The sequence below is a fragment of the Synechococcus sp. R6-10 genome (assembly GCF_047461815.1).
In the GTDB taxonomy this organism is placed as follows: domain Bacteria; phylum Cyanobacteriota; class Cyanobacteriia; order Thermostichales; family Thermostichaceae; genus Thermostichus.
The window spans coordinates 1-576 of record NZ_JANSHW010000415.1 but is presented as its reverse complement, the minus strand read 5'-3'; the positions used below and the strand labels follow the sequence as shown (position 1 = coordinate 576).

At 52.1% G+C, this 576-nt stretch carries 1 protein-coding gene; it reads left to right on the top strand.

Annotation, left to right across the window (positions count from 1 at the left end; translation table 11 throughout):
* Positions 1-320 precede the first annotated feature (320 nt).
* Positions 321-576 (top strand): Uma2 family endonuclease (locus tag NW837_RS11415; protein WP_414331626.1); only part of this gene is annotated, 256 nt, incomplete at its 3' end.

The following is a 576-nucleotide window of genomic DNA, read 5'->3' as shown; positions in this document are numbered from 1 at the left end:
GATCCCAAGGCCAAGCGGGTGATGATCTACCGACAAGGGCAAGCGCCGGAATTGGTCGAAGATCCGGAAACCCTATCAGGAGAGGACGTGCTGCCGGGCTTCACCTTGCCCATCCGCAAGATCTGGTCGGCTTGATATGAGTAGCTTTCACGGATTTACGATCCCTGATACAGCTTTTTTCCACACCCTTAACCCAGCCAACTCTGATGGATCTCTTGCATGACAGGGATCCCACGCAATTGCAGAACTCTCCCAACCTTGGAAACAGCTGCAGTAAAAATGTTGAGCGATAGGCCAAAAACAGGCGGAGTCACACTACCATGGCTGCTCTGACTCTGAATCTATCTCCCCTGATAACCCTCAGCCGAGCAGATTTTATCCGGCTTTGTGCCGCCAATCCTGAGCTGAAGCTGGAGCGTACTGCCCAAGGAGAATTGGTCATCATGTCTCCAACCGGTGGGGAAACGGGCAATCTTAACTTTGAAATTGCCGGGGAAGTTTATGTTTGGAATCGGCAATCGGGCCGAGGGAAAAGCTTTGATTCTTCCACCGGATTTTCCTTGCCTTCAGGCAGCG